Annotated in this window: 22 protein-coding genes and 1 pseudogene; 12 read left to right on the top strand and 11 right to left on the bottom strand. The window is 71.6% G+C overall.

From position 1 onward, the window contains the following. Window positions 1–117: 117 nt before the first annotated feature. Window positions 118–504: an MmcQ/YjbR family DNA-binding protein gene (locus OG494_RS28555; RefSeq protein WP_328443868.1), complete on the bottom strand. Its 387-nt coding sequence runs from the start codon at window positions 502–504 to the stop codon at window positions 118–120. A 31-nt stretch (window positions 505–535) separates the two neighbouring features. On the opposite strand from OG494_RS28555, the gene OG494_RS28550 reads away from it, so the two are divergent. After that, window positions 536–1,717, top strand: a complete 1,182-nt coding sequence (locus tag OG494_RS28550) for an MFS transporter (protein ID WP_328443866.1) — start codon at window positions 536–538, stop codon at window positions 1,715–1,717. An 11-nt stretch (window positions 1,718–1,728) separates the two neighbouring features. Here the strand turns inward: OG494_RS28550 and OG494_RS28545 are convergent. Continuing rightward, a pseudogene (locus OG494_RS28545) lies at window positions 1,729–2,442 on the bottom strand (helix-turn-helix transcriptional regulator); the annotation flags it as partial. A gap of 85 nt (window positions 2,443–2,527) precedes the next feature. Here OG494_RS28545 and OG494_RS28540 point away from each other — a divergent pair. After that, window positions 2,528–3,379: an SDR family oxidoreductase gene (locus tag OG494_RS28540; protein ID WP_328443864.1), complete on the top strand. Its 852-nt coding sequence runs from the start codon at window positions 2,528–2,530 to the stop codon at window positions 3,377–3,379. 4 nt (window positions 3,380–3,383) lie between these two features. On the opposite strand, the gene OG494_RS28535 is transcribed toward OG494_RS28540, so the two are convergent. After that, on the bottom strand, window positions 3,384–4,013 hold the full coding sequence (locus OG494_RS28535; protein ID WP_328443862.1) for a winged helix-turn-helix transcriptional regulator: 630 nt from the start codon (window positions 4,011–4,013) through the stop codon (window positions 3,384–3,386). Between the two features lie 86 nt (window positions 4,014–4,099). Here OG494_RS28535 and OG494_RS28530 point away from each other — a divergent pair, with 86 nt between their 5' ends. Then, entirely contained in the window at window positions 4,100–4,468 is a 369-nt protein-coding gene (locus tag OG494_RS28530) for a VOC family protein (RefSeq protein ID WP_328443860.1), read from the top strand. 6 nt (window positions 4,469–4,474) lie between these two features. Here OG494_RS28530 and OG494_RS28525 read toward each other — a convergent pair whose 3' ends face one another. The 3 genes from OG494_RS28525 to OG494_RS28515 form a co-directional block, all read right to left on the bottom strand. Next, window positions 4,475–5,011, bottom strand: coding sequence for a hypothetical protein (locus OG494_RS28525; RefSeq protein ID WP_328443858.1), 537 nt, complete (start codon window positions 5,009–5,011; stop codon window positions 4,475–4,477). A gap of 7 nt (window positions 5,012–5,018) precedes the next feature. Further along, entirely contained in the window at window positions 5,019–6,158 is a 1,140-nt protein-coding gene (locus OG494_RS28520; protein WP_328443856.1) for a serine hydrolase domain-containing protein, read from the bottom strand. 138 nt (window positions 6,159–6,296) lie between these two features. Further along, a complete protein-coding gene (locus OG494_RS28515) occupies window positions 6,297–6,668 on the bottom strand; it encodes a winged helix-turn-helix transcriptional regulator (protein WP_328443854.1) in 372 nt (123 codons plus the stop codon). 98 nt (window positions 6,669–6,766) lie between these two features. Here OG494_RS28515 and OG494_RS28510 point away from each other — a divergent pair, with 98 nt between their 5' ends. From OG494_RS28510 to OG494_RS28500, 3 genes are all read left to right on the top strand, one after another. Further along, on the top strand, window positions 6,767–7,615 hold the full coding sequence (locus OG494_RS28510; protein ID WP_328443852.1) for an alpha/beta fold hydrolase: 849 nt from the start codon (window positions 6,767–6,769) through the stop codon (window positions 7,613–7,615). After that, window positions 7,612–8,433, top strand: a complete 822-nt coding sequence (locus tag OG494_RS28505; protein ID WP_328443850.1) for a hydrolase — start codon at window positions 7,612–7,614, stop codon at window positions 8,431–8,433. The genes OG494_RS28510 and OG494_RS28505 overlap by 4 nt, the downstream gene beginning before the upstream one ends. Before the next feature lie 130 nt (window positions 8,434–8,563). After that, window positions 8,564–9,787: a glycosyltransferase gene (locus OG494_RS28500; RefSeq protein WP_328443848.1), complete on the top strand. Its 1,224-nt coding sequence runs from the start codon at window positions 8,564–8,566 to the stop codon at window positions 9,785–9,787. A gap of 354 nt (window positions 9,788–10,141) precedes the next feature. Here the strand turns inward: OG494_RS28500 and OG494_RS28495 are convergent, their stop codons facing one another. Both OG494_RS28495 and OG494_RS28490 read right to left on the bottom strand, forming a co-directional pair. After that, complete coding sequence (locus OG494_RS28495) at window positions 10,142–11,275, bottom strand: C40 family peptidase (RefSeq protein ID WP_328459048.1); 1,134 nt, start codon at window positions 11,273–11,275, stop codon at window positions 10,142–10,144. Between the two features lie 11 nt (window positions 11,276–11,286). Continuing rightward, window positions 11,287–12,249 carry a nucleoside hydrolase gene (locus OG494_RS28490; protein ID WP_328443846.1) on the bottom strand — a complete coding sequence of 321 codons (963 nt, stop codon included), beginning with the start codon at window positions 12,247–12,249 and terminating at the stop codon, window positions 11,287–11,289. A 52-nt stretch (window positions 12,250–12,301) separates the two neighbouring features. Here OG494_RS28490 and OG494_RS28485 point away from each other — a divergent pair, with 52 nt between their 5' ends. Genes OG494_RS28485 through OG494_RS28475 form a run of 3 tightly spaced genes read left to right on the top strand, consistent with a single transcriptional unit; the run spans window position 12,302 to window position 13,708 of the window. After that, the gene (locus OG494_RS28485; protein ID WP_328443844.1) at window positions 12,302–13,057 is read left to right on the top strand and encodes an acyltransferase; all 756 of its coding nucleotides are present in this window, start codon (window positions 12,302–12,304) and stop codon (window positions 13,055–13,057) included. Window positions 13,058–13,101: 44 nt separating this feature from the next. Further along, a complete protein-coding gene (locus tag OG494_RS28480; protein WP_328443842.1) occupies window positions 13,102–13,485 on the top strand; it encodes a hypothetical protein in 384 nt (127 codons plus the stop codon). A 22-nt stretch (window positions 13,486–13,507) separates the two neighbouring features. Further along, window positions 13,508–13,708, top strand: a complete 201-nt coding sequence (locus tag OG494_RS28475; protein ID WP_328443840.1) for a hypothetical protein — start codon at window positions 13,508–13,510, stop codon at window positions 13,706–13,708. Here the strand turns inward: OG494_RS28475 and OG494_RS28470 are convergent, their stop codons facing one another. Together OG494_RS28470 and OG494_RS28465 are read right to left on the bottom strand one after the other, a co-directional pair. Continuing rightward, window positions 13,709–15,034, bottom strand: a complete 1,326-nt coding sequence (locus OG494_RS28470; RefSeq protein WP_328443838.1) for an APC family permease — start codon at window positions 15,032–15,034, stop codon at window positions 13,709–13,711. It abuts the gene before it with no gap. Further along, window positions 15,031–15,903 carry a carbon-nitrogen hydrolase family protein gene (locus OG494_RS28465; RefSeq protein WP_328443836.1) on the bottom strand — a complete coding sequence of 291 codons (873 nt, stop codon included), beginning with the start codon at window positions 15,901–15,903 and terminating at the stop codon, window positions 15,031–15,033. Before OG494_RS28465 ends, OG494_RS28470 begins: the two co-directional genes overlap by 4 nt. Before the next feature lie 76 nt (window positions 15,904–15,979). Here OG494_RS28465 and OG494_RS28460 point away from each other — a divergent pair, with 76 nt between their 5' ends. The 3 genes from OG494_RS28460 (at window position 15,980) to OG494_RS28450 (ending at window position 18,706) form a co-directional block, all read left to right on the top strand. Continuing rightward, window positions 15,980–16,684, top strand: coding sequence for a FadR/GntR family transcriptional regulator (locus tag OG494_RS28460; protein WP_328443834.1), 705 nt, complete (start codon window positions 15,980–15,982; stop codon window positions 16,682–16,684). 225 nt (window positions 16,685–16,909) lie between these two features. Beyond that, window positions 16,910–17,224, top strand: a complete 315-nt coding sequence (locus OG494_RS28455; RefSeq protein ID WP_328443832.1) for a hypothetical protein — start codon at window positions 16,910–16,912, stop codon at window positions 17,222–17,224. Window positions 17,225–17,278: 54 nt separating this feature from the next. Further along, window positions 17,279–18,706 (top strand): alpha/beta fold hydrolase, encoded by a 1,428-nt coding sequence (locus OG494_RS28450; RefSeq protein WP_328443830.1) that lies wholly within the window; start codon window positions 17,279–17,281, stop codon window positions 18,704–18,706. Window positions 18,707–18,709: 3 nt separating this feature from the next. On the opposite strand, the gene OG494_RS28445 is transcribed toward OG494_RS28450, so the two are convergent. Further along, window positions 18,710–19,279, bottom strand: a complete 570-nt coding sequence (locus OG494_RS28445) for an NADAR family protein (RefSeq protein WP_328443828.1) — start codon at window positions 19,277–19,279, stop codon at window positions 18,710–18,712. Window positions 19,280–19,282 lie beyond the last annotated feature (3 nt).

The following is a 19,282-nucleotide window of genomic DNA, read 5'->3' as shown; positions in this document are numbered from 1 at the left end:
CGACGCAGGCGAGCGGCAGGGCTGACATCCGGTAGGCCGACCCGCGGCGCGGCACCATCCTCCACAGTGGACAGCAGCCGACCTTCAACGCCGCAAGGGTGGAGCGAACGCCGCAGTTCAGCCGCTTTCGAGCCACGCCTTCGCCAGCCGTTTCGGCGCCCGGCACAACCAGGCTTCGGTGAGCACCTCGTCGAGCGTCGGCAGGTCGACGCGGTCGAGCTCGACGAGGATCGCCGAGAAGCCCTTGAAGTGCGCAGTGGTGAAGAAAACGGCCGGGTCGTCGGCGATCAGCACGTCCTTGACGCCGACGTCCGGCACGTACGCGCAGAGCACCGGCCCGGCGGGCGCCCGCTCGCCGAGCGCTTCGAGATCGCCCTTGCGCAGCGGGCGTTCCCAGGCGAAGCCCTTCTTCCCGACCTGCCAGGCCAGATACCCGCGGCCGTTCTCCTCGAGCACCTCGGGGAGCCCGCGCGCGATCCGGCCGACGTCGTCCCAACCGGCCATGGACGTCAGGGTAATCCCCTACGGTGGCCGTATGACGGGGGAGCTGAAACGGGCCCGCCTGGGGGTCTCGGTCGTGTTCGCGGTCTGCGGCGCGGCGTTCGCGACCTGGCTGGCCCGGGTGCCGGCGGTGCAGGCGCAGCTGGGGTTGAGCACCGGGCAGCTGGCGACGGGCCTGTTCGGGCTGGCCGCCGGGTCGGTGCTGGCGCTGCTCGGAGCCGGGGCGCTGCTCGCCCGGATCGGCAGCCGCGCGGCCGTCGTGCTCGGCGCGGTCGTGCTGTGCGCCGGCCTGCCGCTGGTCGCGTTCGCCTGGTCGGCGCCGGTGTTCGTCGCCGCGCTGGTGGTGCTCGGCGTCGGCAACAGCCTCCTCGACGTCGCGATGAACGCGCACGCGGCGCGGGTCGAGGAGGGGTACGGCCGCCCGATCTTCGCCGGGTTCCACGCCTTCTGGAACATCGGCGGCCTCGCGGGCTCCGGCGTCGACGCGCTGATGGAGGCGGCCCGCGTCCCGGTGTCGGTGCACTTCCCGATCGCCGGCGCGGTGCTGCTCGCGCTCGCGCTGTGGGCGGCGCGCACGCGGTTCCTCACCGGCGCCGACCGCGGTCAGGGCGAGGCGGCGTTCGCGTGGCCGAGCCCCGCGCTGGTGCCGCTCGGCGTGATCGCGTTCTGCGGGTTCGTCGCCGAGGGCGCGGTCAACAGCTGGAGCGCGGTGTACCTCGCCGACGTCACCGGCGCGACGCCCGCGCTGGCGTCCTTGGGCTACTTCGCCTTCTCGACCACGATGATCGCGATCCGGCTGGTCGCCGACCGGGTCGTGGCCCGGACGGGCGCGGTGCGGTTCGCGCGCGCGGCGACGACGGTCGCGGTGCTGGGGTTCGCCGTGGTCCTGCTCACGCCCTGGCCGGTCGCCGTGATCCTGGGATTCGCGGTGGTCGGGCTCGGTGTGGCCGGGATCGTGCCGATCGCGTGGAGCGTGGCGAGCCGCAACCAGGCGGACAAACCGGGCCAGGCGGTGGCCGCCGTCGCCGCGTGCGGTTACCTGGGGTTCCTGGTGGAGCCGGTGCTGGTCGGGGCGTTGGCGACGCGGGTCGGGCTGCACTGGGCGTTGTCGTCGGCGGTCGTGGTGACGCTCGGGATCTTCGCACTGGCGCCGTCACTGCGGGAAGCCAGCAGCCGCAGCCCTTCGGCCGACGAACTGCCCGGCGCCGCCGTGTAGACGAGCAGCCGGTGCTCGTGGCCCGGCACCGCGAGGATCTCGCAGTCGAGCTTCAGCGCGCCGGCCACCGGGTGGACGGTCCGCTTGGTCAGCGTCCGCTGCACCACGACCTCCCGCGCGGCCCACAACCGGGCGAACTCCGGGCTCTCCTCGCGCAGTTCGTCCACGAGCGACCGGACCGCCGGATCGGCCGGGTACGGCCCGCTCGCGCGCAGGTCCGCGACGCACCGCCGGGCCAGGTCCAGCCGGTTGCCGGTGATCGTGTCGCCGGTGTCGAACAGCCGGCGCAGCCGGTTGCGACGCCGCGGCGGCCAGCCGGCCGGGTCGCCGATCAGCGCGACGAGCATCCGGTTCCAGGCGACCATGTCGTAACCGGCGTCGATCACCATCGCCGGCACGTCGCCGAGGCGGTCGAGCAGCCGCAGGACGTTGGCAGGCACCTCGCGCGGCGGAGCCGCCGGCGCCGGGTGGGCCAGCCGCCGGAGGTAGGCGTGCTCGTCGCCGGTCAGCCGCAGCGCCCGCCCGAGCGCGCCGAGGACCTGCTCCGACGGCCGCGGCCCGCGGCCCTGCTCGAGCCGCACGTAGTAGTCGACGGAGATCCCGGCCAGCAGCGCCACCTCCGTGCGCCGCAACCCCGGCGTCTGGCGTCGCGGGCCGGGCACGAGCCCGACGTCGCCCGGCTGCAGCCGCGCCCGGCGGCTGCGCAGGAAACCGCTCAGTTCCACGCTGTCCACCGTGCCATCATCACCCCGCCCGGGGTGGTATCGGTCGGCCTACCCCGATCGCCCTGGTCGGGACCAGCCTGATGACATGACGATTCTGGTGACCGGAGCCCGCGGGAACATCGCCCGCGCGCTGGTGGGACAACTGCTCGACGCGGGACAGGACGTCCGCGCGGCCGGCCGGGACCCGGGCCGCGCCCGGCTGCCCGGCGGCGTCGAGGTGGTCGCGGCGGACCTGGCCCGGCCCGGGAGCTGGGACGCGGCGCTGAACGGCGTCACGAAGGTGTTCCTCTACGCCGGGACGGCCGGGCTCGGCGGCTTCCTCTCCCGCGCGGGCGGCATGGCGCAGGTGGTCCTGCTGTCCGCGGCGGGCGCCGACCCCGCGTCGGACGACGCCATCACCCGCGCCCACGGCGAAGCCGAACAGGCCTTGCGTGACTCGGGAATCCCGTGGACGTTCCTGCGGCCCGGCGGGTTCGCGGCCAACCGGCTGCTGTGGGCCGAGCCGATCCGGACGGCCGGCGTGGTACGCGACCCGTTCCCCGGCTCGCACTCGGCGTTGATCCACGAAGCCGACATCGCCGCCGTCGCCGTCTGCGCGCTGACGGCGTCCGGGCACTCCGGCGCGGAGTACACGCTGACCGGTCCCGAGTCGCTGACGGTGCGGCGCCAGGCCGAGCTGATCGGGCTCGCCACCGGCCGGCCGGTGCGCGTCGAAGTCCAGGACCTCGACGACTACCGCCGCGAGCTGACCACGGCGTTCGAGGCCCGTGGCCTGGGCACGGCCGGCTCGGCGGACGTCGTCGAGGCGCGGATCCGGCGGCTGGCGGCGCTGGTCGACCGGCCGCAGCCGACGACGGAGACGGTCCTCGCGGTGACCGGCCGCCCGGCGCGTGGCTTCGCCGCGTGGGCCGAGGACCACGTCGCCGCGTTCGCCTGAGTGCTCAGGCTTCGTGTTCGCGCAGCAGCCTGCGGACGGCTTTCCGGTCACCTTCGATCCGGACGCGGCCGTCGCGGATCGCGGCGTCGAGGCCGGCGGGCTTTTCGAGCAGCGCGTTGAGGGTGCGCGGGTCGGTCCGGACGACGGCGTCCGGACCGGCCGGTTCGCCCGGTTCGACGGTCAGGCGGCCGGGTTCGGTGCGGACCGTCCACACGCGACTGTCCAGTTCGACGTGGTAGCAGGCGATCCCGCGTGGACGGGCGGACCCGCGGAGGAACAGCAGCACCGACGTCGCGCCGAGTGTCGCGGGCTCGGGGAGGGGGACGTTCGCGGCCCACGCGCCCAGCGCGAGCACGATCGGCTCCAGCTCCCGGCCCCACGCGGTCAGCTCGTAGACCGTCGAAGCCGCGGGCGGTGGCAGCGTCCGGCGGGTTACGACGCCGCGACCTTCGAGCTCGCGGAGCCGGTCGGTGACGAGGTTCGAGCTGGCGCCCGGCAGCGCGCGGCGGACGTCGGAAAACCGTTGCGGCCCCAGCAAGAGCTCGCGCACGACGAGCAACGCCCACCGCTCTCCGACGACGTCGAGCGCGCGGGCGGTGGCGCACGCGTCTCCGTAGCTGCGACTGGTCGGCATGGCGCCAATTTACCACCATGAGGTTGTTTTTAACAACTGATGCAGGCTACGGTGGGGCTCTGGACGTCGAACGGAAGGAACCGATCATGGCCGCTCCGGTCGTGCACTTCGAGATCATCGGCACCGACCCGGCCGGGCTGCGCGGGTACTACGGCGAGCTGTTCGGCTGGGAGTTCGACACGTCGGGCCCGGTGTCGGACCAGGTTTCGGAGCCGGGTAACTACGGTTTCGCGGAAACGGACGGCATCCCCGGCGGCGTGGGTGGCGGCGCGTCTTTCGCGCGGCACACGGTGTTCTACGTGGGCGTCCCGGACGTCGCGGCGGCGCTGGCGGAAGCCGAACGCCTGGGCGGCACGCGCCGCATGGGCCCGGACCGCGCGCCGGGCCGCGACCTGGTGGTCGCCCACTTCACCGACCCGGAAGGCAACCTGATCGGCCTCGCCGGCCCGGCCTGACCGAGCTCAGTCCTCCTCGGCCGTGCCTTGGACGTCGGCCCGGCAGGCCTCCAGGAACCGTTCACCCGCTTCGCTGATCCCCGTCAGCACCCGGTCGAGACTTTCCCGCCGCACCACCGGTTCCTCGACGTCCAGCTCGGCGAGGACGCCGTTCACACCGTTGCGGGCCGCCTTCCACAGTTCCTTGCCGCGCCGGCGGGGTTCTTCGGTGCCGAACAGCTCGACTTGGTTGTAGGCCTTGCGAAGCTCGCCACGGCGTTCGCGCCACCGGGCCTCGACCACCTTCCGGTTCTTCAGCAGCTCGGGGAACTCCGCCCGGATCAGCTGGAACGCCTCCTCGCTCGCCGTCGACAGGCTCGCGTACGCCTTGACACGCTCGTCCCGCAGCCAGTTGGCTTGGTCCGTCGCGCGCTTCTGCGCTTCGGCCCGCTGGGTCGCCTTCAGCTTGCGGCCCTCCACGAACGTGGTGGTCAGCAGGGTCAGCACGACCCCGCCGAGCGTCGCGCCGACAGTGATCAGCTGCGTGGTCGTCCCCGAGTCCATGCCGGGATCATCCCAGGGCGCCGTAAACCGCCCGGACGTACGTGCCGCTGCGGTCGGAGCCGATGACGCCCGGACCCATCCGGTTCATCATGTACGAGATCGTCAGCCGCCGGTCGAGGTCCATGATGATCATCGAACCGCCCCAGCCGCCCCAGAAACAGACGCGGCCGTCCGGGATCCACGGCACCGTCTCGCGCAGCGGCAGCCCGTAGCCGATGCCCCAGCGCAGCGGGACGCCGAGCCCGAGGTCGACGCCGTTCGCCTGCTCCTCGAAGATCACGTCGATCGTGTCGGGGCCGAGCAGGCGGACGCCGTCGACCGTGCCGCCGCGGGCGAGCGCCGACAGCATCCGCGCGACCGACCGCGCGTTGCCGTGCCCGTTCACCGCGCCGAGTTCCGCGTGGCGCCACGCCGGCGTGTTGGCGACGTTCGCGTCGATGACCGGCCCGGTCAGCGTCTTGACGAGCACGTTGTCCGGGCCCAGCGCGTCGAGGTCGAACTGCGCGGGCGGCGGTGGGACGACGTCCGCGATCCGGCCCCAGTCCGCTTCGGCGGCCCCGATCTGGAAGTCCGCGCCCAGCGGCCCGGCGATCTCCTCGGCGACGAACGCCTTCAACGGCTTCCCGCTCACCCGCCGCACGACCTCGCCGACCAGGTGCCCGAAGTTCGCCGCGTGGTAACCCGAAGCCGTGCCCGGCGCCCACCACGGCGCCTGCGCCGCCATCCGGGCCGTCGACGTCTCCAGGTCGTAGAGGTCCTCGACGACCGCGGGCCGGTCGAGCCCGGAGACGCCGGACGTGTGCGACAGCAGGTGCCGGACCTCGACGTCCTCCTTGCCGTTGGCCGCGAACTCGGGCCAGTACCTCGCGACCGGCGCGTGGACGTCGAGGTCGCCGCGGTCAACGAGCATCAGCGCGGCCAGGCTGGTCACGGTCTTCGTCGTCGACCACACGTTGGTGATGGTGTGCTCGTCCCACGTGCGGGTCTGGGCCTGGTCGCGGAAGCCGCCCCAGAGGTCGACGACGACTTCGCCGTCGAGGTCGACGACGAGGGACGCGCCCAGTTCCTCGCCGGAGTCGACGTTCTTCTCGAGCGCGGCGCGGACGTCGTCGAAGCGGTCGTCGTGCGTTCCGTGGATGTCGGTCATGCGAGCTACGTTAAAACCTGACATTGACGTCAGGGGCAAGGGTGAATGCCGTTCGCGTCACCGATCCGACGTCCACCTGGGACCGCGGAGACGATCATCACGATTTCCGGCAAGTCATGGGCGGCCGAAAGCCTTGCGCTACCCCGGATCGAGGTTCCGCGCCCGGTCGATGGCCATCATGTTCTCCTCCGCCCAGTCCCGCAGCGCGGCGAGCGGCACTTCGAGCGACCGGCCCAGGTCCGTCAGCCGGTAATGCACCCTCGGCGGCACCGTCGCCTCGACGCGGCGCGCGACCAGGCCGTCACGCGTCAGGCTCTGCAGGGTCACCGACAGCATCTTCTGCGAGACGCCCGGCATCCGCCGTTGCAGCTCGGCGAACCGCACCTCGTCCGGCTCGGCCTCGGCCAGCACCTTGACCGCCATCGACGTCCACTTCGTGCCGATCCGGTCCAGCAGCCGGCGCGTCGGGCACTTCGGGTCGAAGAGGTCGCCTTTCCCGGAGGGGGTCACCTGGAGCTCACCACCTGTCGCGAAAGTGCCTTCTTGGCTCTGCGGACGCTGTTACCTACCGTTTGCTGGTAACCAATGGTAACCGCCGAGGAGGCAGCGTGCGCGAGTATCGGGTCGAGGCGAACGGCATCAAGATCAACGTCGCCGACGCCGGGGAAGGGCCCGCGGTCCTGCTGCTGCACGGCTTCCCGCACACCTGGCGGCTCTGGTCGGCGGTCATCCCGCACCTGGCCCGCCACCACCGCGTCCTCGCGCCGGACCTGCGTGGCCTCGGCGCGACCACCCGCGCCGACGGCGGCTACGACGCCGCGAACCTCGCCACGGACGCCGAAGCCCTCCTCGACGCGCTGGGCGAGCCGACGGCGGCGGTCGTCGGCATCGACGCGGGCGCCCCGCCCGCGTTCCTGCTGGCGACGCGACGCCCCGAACGCGTCCGGCGGCTTGTGCTGATGGAGTCGCTGCTCGGGCGCCTGCCCGGCGCCGAAGCCTTCCTCGCCGGTGGGCCGCCGTGGTGGTTCGGCTTCCACGCCGTGCCCGGCCTCGCCGAGACGGTCCTGGCCGGCCACGAAGCGGACTACATCGGCTGGTTCCTCGACGCCGGCACGCGAGACCGTGAGGTACCACCGGAAATCCGCGAGTACTTCGTCACCGCGTACACCGGCCGCGAATCCCTGAGGTGCGCGTTCGAGCACTACCGCGCCATGCCCGCGAGTGCCGCGCAAATCGCCGAGGCCGGTCGTCTCACGGTGCCGGCCTTGGCGATCGGTGCCCATCCGGTCGGTGACACCCTCGCGCGGCAGCTGCGGCCGATCGCCGACGATCTCACGGAGCACCTCGCCGAGGACTGCGGCCACATCGTCCCGCTGGACCGCCCGGATGTTCTCGCGCCGCTGCTGACGTCGTTCCTTGACCTCGACCTAGCTGGAGCTTCAAGACTGGCACCATGACGATCTGGATCTGCGGAACCTGCGGGGTCGAGCACCCCGACACCGAACGACCCCCGGCCGGCGCGTGCGCGATCTGCGCGGACGAACGGCAATGGGTGCCTGCCTCCGGTCAGGTGTGGACGACGCTGGACAAGCTCGCGGCCGACAGCCGCGAAGGGGTGCACCACGAACTGGAACCGGGCCTGCACCGGTTCAACCGCGAACCGCCGTTCGGCATCAACCAGTGGACGCACCTGGTGCGGACCGCCGAAGGCAACCTGCTGTGGGACCCGCCGAACCACCTCGATCCGGCGCTGGTCGCGAAGATCGAGGAGCTGGGCGGGGCCGCGGTGATCGTGGCCAGCCACCCGCACATGTACGGCTCGCAGGTCAGCTGGAGCCACCGGCTCGGCCGCGTCCCGGTGCTGGTGCACCGCGCCGACCGGAAGTGGGTGCGGCGGGAGGACCCGGTGCTGCGGGAGTGGTCCGGCACCGAGCGGATCCTGCCCGGCGTGACGCTCGTCGAGGCGGGCGGCCACTTCCCCGGCGCCGCGGTGGCTCACGTCGCGAACGACACCGGCGGCGTGCTGCTGACGGGCGACACGATCGTGCCTGTCGCCGACGCGGGGTGGGTGACGTTCATGCGCAGCTACCCGAACAAGATCCCGCTTTCCGCGGGACTGGTGCGGCGGATCGTCGACCGGCTCGAACCGTACGAGTTCGACCGCGTTTACGGCCTACTGGGCGGCACGGTCCTCGGGGACGCCAAAGGTGCGGTGCGCAGGTCCGCGGAGCGCTACATCGGCTGGGTGAGCGGGGCGAACGACCACCTCGGCTGACCGGCAGTGGCGTTGACTCATTTCCTCGCCCCTTCAATTTATAGCCGACCCCGGGGCTTGCGGCAAGGCCGGGGTGTTGCTCCACAATGGCCCGCCGTAAGCCGGGAACAGGGGAAATGGGGATTCTGCAGTGCGTGTTTTGCTGACGACGTGGGGATCGCGCGGGGACGTCGAACCGCTGGTGGGGCTCGCGGTGGCGGTACGGGAACTGGGGGCGGAGGCGCTGGTGGCGGCGCCGCCGGACGACGATTTCGTGGCGCTGCTGGAGCGGGCCGGTGTGCCGCTGGTGCCGCTCGGCCCGACGGTGCGTTCGGTGGTCGCCAACCCGAAGCCACCGACGGGGGAGGACGCGTTCAAACTCGCTCCGGCTTTGGTCGCCGCGCGGTTCGAAACGCTCGGCGCGGCGGCGGAGGAATGCGACGTGTTGCTGGCGACCGGCCTGTTGCCGGCCGGTGCCCGCGATGTGGCCGAAAAGGCGGGCATCCCGTACGTGTACGCGTGTTTCCACATCTTCGGGCTGCCGTCGCGGCAGTTCGCGCCGGGGATCCGGCCGGGAACGCCGTCCCCGGACGAGGAGACCGACCTCGAGGTGCGGTGGGCGCAGGACGCCGAGCGGGTGAACGCGTTGTACGGCCCGGCGTTGAACAGCGGGCGGGCGGCGATCGGCCTGCCGCCGGTCGACAATGTCCGCGACCACGTGTTCACCGACCGGCCGTGGCTGGCGGCGGACCCGGCGCTGTGCCCGTCCGAGGGCATGACGAACTTCGACCTCGTGCAGACCGGGGCGTGGATCCTGCCCGACGACCGGCCGCTGCCGGAAGAACTGGAGGCGTTCCTGGACGCCGGCGAACCGCCGGTGTACGTGGGCTTCGGCAGCATGGCCGCGTACGCCCCAGCTGGCATCGCCCAGGTGGCCACCGAGGCGGCCCGCGCGCAGGGCCGCCGGGTGGTCCTCGGCCGCGGCTGGGCCGGCTTGTCCGCGATCGACGACGCCGACGACTGCTTCGTCGTCGGCGAAGTCAACCAGCAGGCGCTGTTCCGCAAGGTGGCCGCGGTCGTCCACCACGGCGGCGCGGGCACCACCACCACGGCCGCAAGAGCCGGCGCGCCCCAAGTGGTGGTGCCCCGGATCGCGGACCAGCCCTACTGGGCGGCCCGGGTCGCCGAGCTGGGCATCGGCGTGGCGCACGAAGGTTCGACACCGACGGTCGAGTCGCTGTCGGCCGCGTTCGCCACAGCGTTGGCACCCGGGATGCGGACGCGAGCCCAGGCGGTAGCCGGCACGATCCGCGACGACGGTGCGACGGCAGCCGCGAAGACGCTCCTGGAGGTCGCGGGCAAGAAACGTCCGTGACGGCACGGCTGGGCCGCGCATCGCACCCAGCGACGCGCGGCCCGGCTCGGTCCGGCGATCGGGCTGGTCCTGGTCCCACATAGCGTGGGCTGCGCCGCGTGTCGCATCCGGTGGCGCTGGGTTCGCGAAGAGGGCCGGTCGGGCCTGGTTCGGTCCGGCTTCGCATCGCGTGGGCCGCGCCGCGTCTTCGCATCCAGCGGCCCTGGGTTCGCGAAGAAGGCCGTGCGGGTCTGGCTCGGTCCGGCGACGGCGGATCAGGTACCCGCTACCCGCGCCGCACTCCTGGTCCGACGATCGCGGATAAGGCGTCACACTCCCGCGTCGCGCGACGCGCTCTCCACTCCGGCTCGCGGATCAGGCGGTCGGCCGGCCCGCTCCCGCGTAGTCGTCGCCGTCCTTGCGGTACGTGTGGACCTGCACGGCCTGGCCGGTCTGCGGCGCGTCGATCATCTGCTGGTTGCCGATGTACAGCCCGACGTGGTGGATCTTCGTCGTCGGCTCGCCGTAGAAGATCAGGTCGCCCAGCTGCGGCTCGGTCACGTGCTGCACGCTGCGGTACTGCGTGTCGGCCGTGCGCATCAGCTTGACGCCCGCGCTCGCGTAGGCCGCCGTCGTCAGGCCTGAGCAGTCGAAGCCCGGGTCGCGGCCGCCGGTGCCGTTGCCGCCCCAGATGTAGGGGAGGCCGATCTTGTCGATGGCGAAGTTGACCGCGCTCAGCACCGCCGCGTTCGGCGCCGCCGTGCCCTGGCCGACCGTGCCGTAGACGTTGACCGTCGCGAGCGTCCGGTGCAGGAACAGCGGCGCCGACTGCAGCGCGCTCACCGAGTCCCACCAGGTCTGCCCCTGCGAGAGGTCGTGGCCGTCGGCGCACAGCGCGTGGCCGGTGGCCAGCGCGGCGTCGTCGATGTTCTGCACGTCCGGGTTGCCGCCCGACGCGCTCGTCTTGTACTTCGCCCAGAGCGCCGGCGACAGCTGCATCGGCCCGGCGGCGTTCGCCGTCGAGACGACCTTGTTGTAGAAGTCGCGCACCTCGATCGTGCCGAGCGGCTTGGTCAGCACACCGGTGGTGCCCAGCTGCCCGCCCTGCGCGCGACCGTGATCCGACGTGACCTTCCCGACCGCCGCCAGCGTCACCCACGACAGGTGGCAGCCCGGGATCTCCTTGGTCAGCGTCACCGTGGCCTTCGCGTAGCCGGTCATCGCGCGCAGCGGGATGTCGAGCCACTGGCTGGTCTTCGACGCCCACTCGTCGAACTCGCTCGCCTGCGGCACCTTCGGCTGCGTCGCCGGCGGCGTGGTCGTTTTCGGGACAACGGTCGTCGACGGCGTCGGCACCGCCGTCGCGGCGGCGTTCTCGGCCGTCTCCTGCTTCGGCGCGAACTGGATCGCGACCACGAGCGCGGCCGCGATCACGACGACCGCGGCCACCACGATCCCGGCGCGGCGGCGGCGTGGCGTCGACTCGGGCGTGTCCTCCGGGACGACCACGGGCTCGTCGCTCACCGCGCGGCCCCGGTCAGCCGGTCCAGCACGAAGCCGCGCAGGCCGTCGAGGTCGGTGTCCATCGCGACCTCGATCAGCCGGCCGGGGGAGAACTGCGGATCCTCTTCGCCGAGCCGTCGCCGATCGACCAGCGTCTGGCCGCGCGCCGGGCCCAGCCCGCAGTCGACGTCGACCCGGTAGGTCTCGGTGCGCAGGATCCCGGGCGAGATCGCCTCGGCGACCGCGACGGCGTCGTGCATGACCATCCGGTCCTCGCCGAAGATCCGCGTGTAGTGCCGGCGGTAGGTCGAGGTGAGCCCCTCGAGCGTCGCGCCGATCGGGCCGGACTCGGCGAGCTTCGCCAGCCAGTCGGCGTCGACGGCGCACCGGTGCGTGAGGTCCAGCGGCACCAGCACCACCGGGACGTCCTCCTCGACCAGCACCCGCCGGGCCGCTTCGGGGTCGCTCCAGATGTTGAACTCCGCCGCCGTCGTGCTGTTGCCGAAGGTGACACCGCCACCCATGATCACCAGCCGGGCGATCTTCTCCCGCGCGCCCGGGTGCGCGGCCAGCAGCGCGGCGATGTTCGTCAACGGCCCGATCGGCGCGATCGTCACCGGTTCGTCGGCCGCGTCGAGCAGCGCGAGCATCAGGCTGACGGCGTCCCGCTCGTCGAGCGGCCGGGTCGCGTCGGGCAGCGTGTCGCCGTGGCCGGACAGGCCGTCACCGCCGTGGACCTCTTTCGCGTCACGCGGCTTCGAGTACACCAGCGGACGGGCTGCGCCGGCGGCGACCGGCACGTCGGTGCGGCCGAACAGCTCCAGCAGCCGCCGCGCGTTCGCCGTGGTCTTGTCCAGGGGCACGTTGCCGAAGACCGTCGTCACGCCCAGCAGGTCGACGTCCGGCGAGACCGCGGCGAGCGCGATCGCCAGCGCGTCATCGACGCCCGGGTCGGTGTCGATGATCAGCTTCGTGCCCATCCAGCTCCCCTTGCCTGTGAACCCGTCCCGCACACAGGTTACGGTCACCGGCATGACGTCGATGTGGGGTGCGCCCGCTCTTTCGCGGGTGCGAGCCTGGCGGCAGGCGCGCCGCGATCCGCGGCAGGCGAAGTTCCTGACCGGAGATTCGCTGCGCTGGGTGCTGCGCAACCGCGCGTACACCCCCTGGTACCTGGTCCGGTACTACCGGCTGCTCAAGTTCCGGCTCGCCAACCCGCACATCATCCTGCGCGGGATGCTGTTCCTCGGGAAGGACGTCGAGATCCACTGCCGTCCGGGGTACGGCCGGCTGGAGATCGGCCGTTGGGTGCACATCGGCGACGGCAACGCCATCCGCTGCCACGAGGGTTCGCTGCGGATCGGCGACAAGTCCGTGTTCGGCCGCCAGAACGTCATCAACTGCTACCTCGACATCGAGCTCGGCGCGGCCACGCTGGTCGCCGACTGGGTGTACATCTGTGACTTCGATCACGTCATTTCGGACATCCACGTCCCGATCAAGGACCAGGGCATCGTGAAGACGCCGGTCCGCATCGGCCCGGACACCTGGCTCGGCACCAAGGTCAGCGTCCTGAAGGGCACCCGCATCGGCCGCGGCTGCGTACTCGGCGCCCACGCGGTCGTCCGCGGCGACATCCCGGACTACTCGATCGCGGTCGGCATGCCGGCCCGCGTGGTGCGTAACCGCGAAGACGACTACGCCGCCGACGCCGCGCGCCGCGAGGCCGTCGCGGACATGGCCCGCAAGGCGAACAAGGCGCTGCAGAAAACCCTCGGCGAGCAGTAGATCTACTCAGGCTTTGCCGCCCGTCGCCCGGCCATACTGACCGGGTGGGGGAAGTCCGTGCGTTGTGGGCCTCGGTCGTCCTGGCGCTGTGTGCCGTGGGGCTGGTGCTCGTCGTCCCGTTCCTGGCGTTCCTCGGGTTCGTGGCAAGCTTCCCGGTCTTCGGCACGGGCACGCACGAGGGCGACGGCTACCTGACCTGGGCGGCCTGGCTCGGCGCCGGGCTGCCACTGGTGGGTGTGGTCGTCTCGGCGGCCACGCGCCGCCGGGGCTGGACGTGGTTCTTCGGAATCTGTCTTTTCGTGGCCATCGCGGTCGCCGGGATGAACTGGGTAGACCACGTCCGCCACGCGCCGCAGCCGTCACCCACGCCATGGCCGCGCCACTGCATGGAGCACAGCGGCGGCGGCAACCAATGCCCGGGCGGCTGACCGTGTGGCGAGACGCCGCGACGTGGTCGCCTTCGCACTGCTGTCCATCGGCTCGGTGGTGTGGCCGATCGTCGGCCCGCTGATGTTCGTCGAAGGCGCGACGACCGCGTACGGCATCGGACCGGCCCCCGGCCATCCGGCCTCGGCGAGCGCGACCTTCACCTGGACGAGCCGGCTCGGCGCGGGCGTCGAGCGGAGCGGCGGCGAGAGCGATTGCCCGTGACTACTCCTCGAAGGTCATCTCCGGCGGCGGCCGCCGGAACCCGCGGGTGATCGCCGCCAGGACGACGACGCCGATCGCCAGCCAGACCAGGCCGAAGATCAGCGCGATGCCGTCCAGGTTGACCAGCAGCCAAAGATCGACCACGGCGCCGATCACCGGGAAGACCACCCAGGTCAGCACCCGTTTCCCGGACCGGTCGCGCAGCCAGGTCGCGATCACGCTGACGTTGACGAACGTGAACGCGGTGAAGGCGCCGAAGTTGATGAACGACGTCGACGTGCTGACGTCCAGGGCCAGCGCGACCAGCCCGACGATCCCGGTCAGGACGATGCCGAACACCGGCGTCGCGAACTTCGGCTGGAGCTTGCCGAAGACCCGCGGCAGCACGCCGTCGCGGCCCATCGCGAACATCAGCCGCGACGCGCTCGCCTGTGCGGCGATCCCCGACGCGAACTGCGCCACGACCAGGCCGGCGAGGAAGAACGACGCGAAGAGGTTGCCGCCGATCGTCGTCGCGATCTCGAACGCGGCGGACGACTCGTCGGTGAACGAGCTGCCCGGGTGGGCGAGCTGGGTGAAGTAGGCCAGCACGATGAAGATGCCGCCGCCGATCAACGCGGTGAGCAGGATGGCCCGCGGGATCGTCTTGCGCGGCTCGGTCGTCTCCTCGGTCAACGTCGTCACGGCGTCGAAGCCGAGGAAGGAGTACGTCGCGAGGGCGCCGCCGCCGGAGATCGTGCCCAGCGTGGTGCCGGGATGGAAGAACGGCTGCGTGCTGGCCAGCGCGTCCCCGACGTGCAGCACCTGCTTGATCGAAAGAACGACGAAAAAGCCGATCACCAGGATCTGGAACGCCATCAGCACGAAGTTCGCCTTCTCGGCGATCTGGATGCCGAGGACGTTCAGGATCGTCGTCAGCAGGATGAAACTGATCAACCAGATCCAATTGGGCACGCCCGGGAACTCGGCTGACAGGTAGGCGCCGCCGATCAGCCAGATCACCATCGGCAGGAAGAAGTAGTCGAGCAGCACCGCCCAGCCGACGAGGAACCCGGCGCGCGCGTCGACCGCTTTCCGGACATAGGTGTAGGCCGAGCCGGCGACGGGGTGGGTGGCGGCCATCTTCCCGTAGCTGGCCGCGGTGAACAGCATCGCGACCAGGGCGAGCAAGTACGCCGAGGGCACCGCGCCCTCGGTCGTCGTCGCGACGATGCCGAACGTGCCGAGCACGATCAACGGCGCCATGTAGGCGAGCCCGAACAGGACGACGCCGGGCAGGCCGAGCCGGCGCTGCAGGGCGGCCGGGGCCGCGGCCGTGGAGGTCATCGGTCGTCTCCTTCTCGTGGACGCCAGCGATCAGGGTCGATCCGGCCCTGGTAGAGCGGCAGGGGTAGCGGCGTGTCGGCCGGAGTGAACTGCTCCCACATCCGGTTGGTGCCCGCGGTGCCGTCCCGGCGCACGCGCGCCACCTCGTCGAGGTCGATCGTGTGCGCGAGGACGCCCTCGCCGGGCCCGGGCAGCGCGCCGAGGACGTCACCTTCCGGCCCGACGAGCAGGCTGTCGCCCATGCCGAACGGCCCGGCCGTGTTCACACTCGCGACGAACACCTGGTTGACGATCGCGTTCGCCCGGGCCAAGACCAGCTCCTGGGCGCGGTCGGGCGTCGTGGTTTGGACGGGGTTGAGCACCACCTCGGCGCCCATCCACGCGAGGTGGCGGGTCACTTCGGGGAACCACGCGTCGTAGCAGATCGAGAAGCCCACGCGCCCGGCGTCGGCCAGATCGGCGACGACGAACTCTTTGCCGGGGTCGTACGGCTCGTGCGGCCGCCAGGGGAAGATCTTGCGGTACCAGCCCGCCAGCTCGCCTCGCGGCGAAAAGACCAGAGCCGTGTTGAACAGCTCGCCGTGGTCGCCTTCTTCGCAAACGGTGCCCGGGGCGAGCCAGATCCCCAGGTCACCGGCCAGTTCGCCGAGCTCTTTGGTCCGCAGCCCGTGCAACGGTTCCGCGGCGGCCCGCAGCTGCGCGGTGCGCTCGTCGCCCTCACCGTCGACACCGCAGAGGTGCAGCTCGGGGAAGGCGGCCAGGCGCGTGTCCGGAAACCGGCTCAGGAGGGCTTCGACCTCGCGAGCGAACCCGGCCGAGCCGGGCCGGGGCGGCGCTTGCACCAGAGCGATCGGGAGTGGGCGCGGCATGGACGGAAAATAGTCCATCTTGAACACTTAAACAAGAGTGCTCAAGATGAGCAATTTGTGCGGTACGGTCGGATTCATGGCCACGGCAGACCTGGACGCCCCCGAGCTGACCGGCATCCGGCGGCTGTCGGCGTTGGACACGGTCCGCGCCCGGATCGCCCTCGCCGTCGAGCTGGGCCTGCTGAAGCCGGGGGAGCGGCTGCCGCCGAACGGCGACATCGCCCGCGCCCTGGGCGTCGCCGAGATCACGGTCCGCCGCGCCCTGGAGACGTTGGCCGAAAACGGCCTGATCGAGCGACGCCGTGGCCGCGGCGGCGGCACCCTGGTCGCCGAGCACCCCCCGGGGAAGCGAGTCAACGAGGTCGTCGCCTACTTCGAGTCGGCCGCCGAGGTCCGCGAGCTGATCGACCACCGCCTGGTGCTGGAGACGGGCTTGGTCCAGCTGGTGGCCAGACGCCGCCCGGACGTCGAGCGCCTTCGGGAACTGGTCGCCCGAATGGACACGGCGACGGGCTGGGCGGAGTTCCACGAGCTGGACGCGGAGTTCCACCGGACGGTCGCTGCGCCGGGCCCGCCCGCAGCGGTCCGCCAGTACGAAGCGGTGCTGACCGAGTTGTACCGGTTCTACCTGCCGTACCCCTTGGCGACGCTGCGCGAGTCCAACGGCGAGCACGCAAAGCTGGTGAAGGCCCTGGCCTCGGGAAACCGAGAGGCGGCGACCCGGATAACCCGCGACCACGTGGGCGGGCTGCACCAGACGATGTTCGTCGGCCTCACCTGACCTGGGGATCCCCTCGTGGTCAGGGTGATGACCACGGTCTTGAGACCGTCGTGTTTGAGGATCGCCCAGAACTGAAGCGCGCCGGATTTCAGGGCGAGCCGGCCGCCGAGGCGTTGGTCGCTGACTGACCACGGCATCAGCTCGCCGCGGTCGGAACCCGACAGTGATCGTGGGCGACAACGGCGCGTACGGCTGCGGTCGGAATCCGACTCTTGCCGTGGACAGATGACGGCGCGTGCGGCGGTGGTCGAGAACCCGGCCGCGGCCGTGGACCGACGACAGCGCGCATGCGGCCGTGATCGGGAACTGGTCGGCGCTCGGCGTGGTCGGGAATCGACCACGTCCCAGCCGATCACGCTGGAGATCGTCACCGACGGCGTGGCGGCCGACGAGGCTGCGCTCGAGCCGGGCAGCCGGCTGACCAGGCTGCCCGGAGGAGGCCGGCCATGGCCGCAGTTCGACGAGCGCCGTGTGGTCGGCGTCCGACCACACCAGAAGCCCGCAAGCCAGAACCGCGAACCCGTGGCCGTTCGGCGGTGATCATCGGCTGATCGGCCGATCATCGGCAGCCGCGCCGCCCGCGAGGCTGGGCTCATGTCGATCTCCCGGTTCGCTGTCCCGGTGCTCGTCGCCGCGGTGCTGCTTTCTGTCGCTCCCGCCATCGCCGCCGCCGACGGGCTCTCCTGGCAGCTCTGCTCGGCCGTCGCGAAGGGGTGGGATCCCGGCGACGACCGCACCGAATGTGCGCAGGTGCCGGTGCCGCTCGACTACGCCGATCCCGGTGGGCCGAAAATCGACATCGCCGTCAGCCGCGTCCGGGCCAGCGGGGACCGGACCGGGCCGGCCGTGCTGCTGAACCCCGGTGGGCCCGGGCAATCCGGCCTCGGCATGCCCGGCGACCTCGCCGACAGCCGCGCCGGAGGCATCGGCGTCCACCACGATCTGGTCGGCTTCGATCCGCGCGGGGTCGGGTACAGCGCCGACCTGCCGTGCCCGGGCGACACCACCGAGCCCGACCCGTCGTTGCCGGAAAAGGAGCAGGCTCGGCAAGCCGCCGAACGCGCCACCGCGGCGAACCGCGCGTGCGTCGACGCCCATCCCGCGTTCGTCCGGAACCTGACCACGCCCACCATCGCCCGCGATCTGGACCGCATCCGCGAAGCCCTCGGCGAGGACAAGATCGGCTACTACGGCGTCTCGTGGGGCACGGCGCTCGGCGCGCAGTACCGGACCATGTTCGACGCCCATGTCGACAAGATGCTGCTCGACTCCGTCATGCCGCCGGACCTGAACGTCACGGCGATGGACGACGGCCAGACCACCGCCGGCGAGAACACCTTCCACGACTTCGCGTCGTGGATCGCCCGCTACGACGCCGTCTACCACTTCGGGACCACAGAGCCCGACGTCGCCAATGCCCTGCTCGACCTACGGGCCGAACTCACCGCACACCCGCGCGGCGACGTCGATGGCGCGACCGTCAACGGCATGCTCGCCAACCCCCGCCGCGACTGGGCGGACTTGGCGAAGCAGCTGGCCCTCATCCGCGCCGGTGGAACACCGGCAACCAGCCGAAAGCCGCAGCGCCTCGGCTGGGACGGCGAGCCGTACGCGTTCAACCACTTCCAGCAGACGGCGCTGCTCTGCACCGAGTCGCCGAGTCCCCGCGATTTCGAGACCGTCTGGCAGCACCGCCTCGACCGGCAGGAACGGCTCCCGGTGGCCGGTGGCTACGGCTCCTACGAGCAGCTCTGCGTCGGCTGGCCCCTGCCCGCCCGGCCGTGGGCGTTCACCCCGGGGTCCAGCCCGCTGCAGCTCGTCGGCCACACCTACGAGCCGGTGACGCCGATCGGCTGGGCCCTGGCGATGCGGGGCCGGATCGGCGGCGCGCTGATGACGATCGAGGACGACGCCCACGGCTCGCTGTCGTCCCTGCCCTGCGCCGACGCCGCGGTCACGTTCTTCGACACGGGCAAGACGACGTCGGCGTCGTGCGCCGGGGCGCCGATCCCCGCTCCCTGAGGGTCAGCGGTTGCGCAGCTGCTCGCGGACCTCCATCAGCGCGAAGCCGAGCAGGTTCAGCCCGCGCCAGTAGTCCGGCTTTTCGGCGTTCTTCTCTTCGCGGGCGAGCCCGCTGCCCCAGACCAGGTCCTTCTTCGACGCCTCGACGAGCACGGCGTCACCGGTGCCGAGGAGGAAGCGGCGCAGGTCGCGGTGCGCGCCGAACTTGGCGAGGTTGCCGTCGACGACGATGTCGTAGCGGTGCCGTTCCCACGTCTCGTTGTCGTACCCGGAGACCTCGCGGCCGAGCACCTTCGCCGTCTTGGGGTCGGGTGCCTGCCGGATCAGTTCGGCCTTCTCGTGGTCACCGAACAGCTCGGCCTTGCCCGCCATCATGTAGTGCTCGGCGGACGGGTAACGCACGCCGCCGGCCTCGAACGGGTCCACCCACCACTGGCTCAGGCAGCTCGCCGTCGCGCGCCCCGTCTTGGAGGGCGCGTGGCCGTAGAACAGCAGGTACTCGGGCTCCGCACCCTCGTGGACCTTTTCGCGCAACGCTTCGATACTGCGGACACCGTCGACCTTCACAACCATCCG

It is taken from the genome of Amycolatopsis sp. NBC_00438 (genome assembly GCF_036026695.1).
Taxonomy (GTDB): Bacteria; Actinomycetota; Actinomycetes; order Mycobacteriales; family Pseudonocardiaceae; genus Amycolatopsis.
Note: the sequence above shows the minus strand (reverse complement) of the source record. Positions and strands in the feature narration are given on the sequence as shown.